The organism is Anaerolineae bacterium (assembly GCA_014360855.1).
Classification (GTDB): Bacteria; Chloroflexota; Anaerolineae; order JACIWP01; family JACIWP01; genus JACIWP01.
In genome coordinates, this window is the sequence record JACIWP010000251.1 from 1 (window position 1) to 4,325 (window position 4,325).

Below are 4,325 nucleotides of genomic sequence, written 5' to 3' on the forward strand. Positions count from 1 at the left end.
ATATGGTGATGCATATTATGCAACACTGTCCTATATTCTACAACAATAGTATCGCGCCGGCTGGCAAATTTGTCAAGTGGCCTTCAGGGGGCTTGACGTCCCGAACATTTGTGCTATAATTGGAGTAGAGGTGGCCGAATATGGAAGTGCTGGACAAGCTCCTGCTGTTGGGGGAGGAATCCCGCTTCGATGTCTGTGATGCGTCGTGCGGCTGGCCGGCGCGCCAGTCCATGGAACGCGCCAGCCGCTACATCACCCGCGCGGCGCTTTCCAACGGACGCTCCGTCATGATGCTGAAGGTCCTGCTGTCCAATATCTGCCAGAACGACTGCGCCTACTGCGCCCTGCGCGCCGGCCGCGACACGCCGCGCACCGCCTTTACCCCGGAGGAGCTGGCGCGCTGTTTCGAGCAGATGTGGCGCGCCGGCATGATCCAGGGCCTGTTCCTCAGCTCGACCGTGGGCCTGAACCCGGTCCGGGAGATGGACCGTCTGCTGGCCACCGCCGAGATCATCCGCCGGCGCCTGGAATTCCCGGGCTTTATCCACCTGAAAATCCTGCCCGGGGCAGAGCCGGCGCAGGTCGAACGGGCCGCCGAACTGGCCGATCGCATCTCCATCAACCTGGAAGCCCCCAGTGCGGAGCACCTTTCCCTCCTGACCAGCAAAAAGCGCTTTGACGAACAGCTTTTGGCCGGCCTGAAGCTGGCCAGCCGGCTGGTGCATTCGCCGGACCCCCGCCGCAGGGCGCGCAGCCTCACCACCCAGGTCATCGTCGGGGCGGTGGGAGAGACCGACCAGGAGATCCTGCAGACGTCCTGGCGGCTGTACCGCCGGCTGGGGCTGGCCCGTTTCTATTACAGCGCCTTTCGTCCCATCCCCGGTACCCCGCTGGAAAGCCGGCCGGCGGCGCCGCTCCAGCGGCAGAACCGGCTCTACCAGGCGGATTTTCTCCTGCGGAGCTATGGCTTCCAGCTTGAGGAAATCCCCTTTGATGCGCAGGGCAATCTGCCGGCGGGACAGGACCCCAAGCAGGCCTGGGCGCTGGCGCATCCACAATACTTCCCGGTGGAGGTGAACCGCGCCAGCCGGGAAGAGCTTCTGCGGGTGCCGGGCATCGGCCCGCGCAGTGCCGCCCGCATCCTGCAGGCGCGCCGGCAATCCCGCCTGACCGAGCTTTCTCACCTGCGCGCCATGGGCGTGAACGTCCAAAGGGCCGCCCCCTTCGTGCTCTTGAACGGCCAGGCGCCGGCGCGTCAGCTCAGCCTGTGGCCCGATAGGTAACCCGCTCCACAATTTCTGCCAGGATACCGCGTCATGCGCTACGTCTTCCTCTCCGACGTTCATGGGCACCTCCGCCGGCTGGAGGCCGCCCTGTCATATATCGCTTCTCTGCATCCTGATCGCATCATTTTCCTGGGGGATATCTGCGGCGATGCATGCTTCCGCCGGCTGTTCGATGCCGGCGCGGTCGGGGTCTTCGGCAACTGGGAAGTGTCCGGCTGGAGCAGGCTCGCCGAGCCGCTCCAGCGGGCAGTCCTGCAGTTGCCGGCCTTCCTGGAAGAGGACGATTTCATCGCCGCGCACTCTTCGCCCTTTCCGCTCATGGGAATGGGTGGGCCGGCGCAGGTGCAGGCGCAAATACGACAGGGGAATATGCGCTGGCGCGCGCTGTTCCCATATCTCACCGATGAACATATCCGCTGGCAGGTCTGGGCGGAACTGCTGGCCCGCGGCCGGCGCCTCCTCTTCCACGGGCATACCCACCAGCAAGTGAGCTGGTCGCTGGACGCCGGCGGCAGGGAGCGCTTGCTCCGGGGAACCATCCTGCATGCCTCTCCTGGCATGCACTATCTCATCGGGGTGGGGAGCATCTGCCGGCCGGACGACGGCCCGGGTATCACGTTTGTCTCTTATGATGCGGATGCCGGCATGGTGCAGTGGCACCGCCTCCCCGAACCGTGAATCACCCCAATTGCCAGGACGCCGGCGCACAGTTATAATGGCCGGCAACTGCAAAAGACGCCCAGGGCCTGCCCATGCCGAATCATTTTCGCTCCAGAAAGACGCTGTACTTCTCTGCCGCAATGCTGGCCGTTCTGCTGATCCTGGCGTGGCTTCGGCCGGCGTTCCTGCTGGACGCCGGCGACTATATCGGCTATGCCGTCTGTCATCAACTGCCGGAGCGGTCCTTTTCCCTGGCCGGCCGGCGACTGCCGCTCTGCGCCCGTTGTAGCGGGACCTTCTTGGGGGTCTTCACCGCCTACGCCGCGGTGGTGCTTCGCCGGCGGACGCGGTGCACTGCCCTCCCTCCCATACCCATCACCGCGCTGTTCCTGTTGGGTGTCGGCCTCTGGGCCGTGGATGGGGCCAATTCCTATCTGGAACTGCTCGGCCTGCCGCATCTATATGCCCCACAGAATGCCCTACGGCTGACAGCCGGCATGCTGAACGGCCTGGCGCTGGGCACGCTGGTCTGGCCGGTGGTAGCGATGACAGTGTGGAAGGAGCCGGAGCCGGCGCCTGTCCTGCGGGGCTGGGGAGAATACGGCGCCCTGCTGGCCGCCGGCGGACTGGAGGCCGTGCTGATCTTGCTGGGCTGGCCGCCGGCGCTGTACTTGTTGTCGCTGATAAGCCTGGCCGGCGTCCTCGCCATCCTGCTGACCGTGAATACCCTTATCGTCGTGGTGCTTTTGCGGAGGGAGAACAGGGCCGGCTCGCCAAGGGACCTGCTCCTGCCGGCCGGCATCGCGGCGCTGGTGAGCGCCGGCATGATCGCCGGCATGGACGCCTTCCGCTGGTGGCTCACCCTCACGTACCATTTGCCCTTTTAGCCGGCGCAGTCCCCCCACCCAAGGGGCTTGTGGATTTTCCGGTTCCTGCATCGCTTATTTGACAATTTGTTCAGGCAGAAGCGTGCAAAAGTGAACAAGTTGTTATTGACACTGCCTGTGGTAGATGGTACAATAAAAATTGTGAAAATACGATACCGAACGGTACATTGCACATCTGACTGAGGTCCGTGCAACTCGTCAGGTTTGATAAAGGCGGTGGAGAATGAAGACCCGAGTGATCGTGATCGTGCTTGCTGTCGGGTTGGCAATGGCCCTACTTGGTGTTGCCGCCTACGGAATGACCTCTCCCGATGCGCCGGCCGTGCCGGCCGTCCTTTCCGAGGAAACCCCGCCCCCTCCCATAGCGGATGATCAGCGCTCCCTCCATCCCGCCGGCAGTGAACCTGACCAGGTTTCCTACAGCGTGTGCGGCTGGGTGCTGACCCCCGACGAACCTTATCAGGGCATCCAGGGAGCCACGGCCATCTTCTATGTTTGGGATGGCACGAGCTGGGTGGCGGTGGATTATGCGGTGTCCGCCGGCCTCACCGGCTACTTCGTCCTGCGCTACAGCGGCCCGCCGGCGCTAGGCTTCGCCATCCGCGAGATCAACCCTCCCGGATATACCTCTGTCCGGGCAGAGGGGCCGGCCGGCTGGGTGGTGGTCAACCCGGACCGACTGGAGTACTTCGGGGATTACCCGGTAGGCTGTGTCTTCTTTTACGATCAACCGCCGACCACGCCCACACCTACCGCTCAGCCTACCCCACGGCCGACCTCCACCCCTACTCCGACGGCGACCTTTGACGTGACCACCCTGGTCTTCCAGGGCAATGTCTACCGCGGCCCGGTGGGGCATACCGCTTCCGGCATTTACGGCACGACGGTGCAGTTGTGGGGCTCCACCTCCCCGACCTCCTGGGGGACCCTGCTGGCCAGCACCAGCACGGGCACCGGCGGCGCGTACACACTGGTCAGCAACCTGGGCTATCCCTATTACCACATCATCGAGATTGACCGCCCGGGCTACACCTCGGTGGGGGCGGCCTCGGCCAGCGGCGGTGTGGTGGTCAATGCCAACTGGATCCGCCATCAGCCGGCCGCCGGCGGCACATATCCCGGCAACAACTTCTGGGATGACTATGTGGAACCGACCCCCAGCCCCACCCCGTCGGTCGCGCCGCTCTTCTTCGCCGGCTACGTGGAGCTGGACCTGCCCAACCCGGTGGGCATCCCCGGCACCACGGTCACTCTCTATGCGCTCAAGAACGACACCTGGCAGCCGGCGGACAGCACCCTGACCGATGAGTCGGGACACTTCGAACTGGCCTACCTGGGCGATCCGGCGGCCGGCTACGCCATCGTGGAAACCAACCTCCCCGGCTATGTCTCGGTCCGCGCTGAGGTGCCGGACCCCGCCTGGGAAATTATCAGTCCGGACGAAGTGCGCACATACAGCCAGGAAAAAACGACCGGCTGTGTGTATTTCTTC

The 4,325-nt window shown here is 64.3% G+C and carries 4 protein-coding genes; all 4 read left to right on the forward strand.

The features are described from left to right. Positions 1-140 precede the first annotated feature (140 nt). Positions 141-1,283, forward strand: a complete 1,143-nt coding sequence (locus H5T60_12065) for a radical SAM protein (GenBank protein ID MBC7243167.1) — start codon at positions 141-143, stop codon at positions 1,281-1,283. A gap of 33 nt (positions 1,284-1,316) precedes the next feature. Beyond that, entirely contained in the window at positions 1,317-1,964 is a 648-nt protein-coding gene (locus tag H5T60_12070) for a metallophosphoesterase family protein (protein MBC7243168.1), read from the forward strand. Between the two features lie 74 nt (positions 1,965-2,038). Then, on the forward strand, positions 2,039-2,833 hold the full coding sequence (locus H5T60_12075; protein MBC7243169.1) for a DUF2085 domain-containing protein: 795 nt from the start codon (positions 2,039-2,041) through the stop codon (positions 2,831-2,833). Positions 2,834-3,056: 223 nt separating this feature from the next. Continuing rightward, positions 3,057-4,325 (forward strand): hypothetical protein (locus tag H5T60_12080; protein MBC7243170.1); only part of this gene is annotated, 1,269 nt, incomplete at its 3' end.

Coding starts and splice junctions, on each gene's coding strand:
- H5T60_12075 (MBC7243169.1), top strand. CDS start 2,039: ATGCCGAATCATTTTCGCTCCAGAAAGACGCTGTACTTCTCTGCCGCA.
- H5T60_12070 (MBC7243168.1), top strand. CDS start 1,317: ATGCGCTACGTCTTCCTCTCCGACGTTCATGGGCACCTCCGCCGGCTG.
- H5T60_12065 (MBC7243167.1), top strand. CDS start 141: ATGGAAGTGCTGGACAAGCTCCTGCTGTTGGGGGAGGAATCCCGCTTC.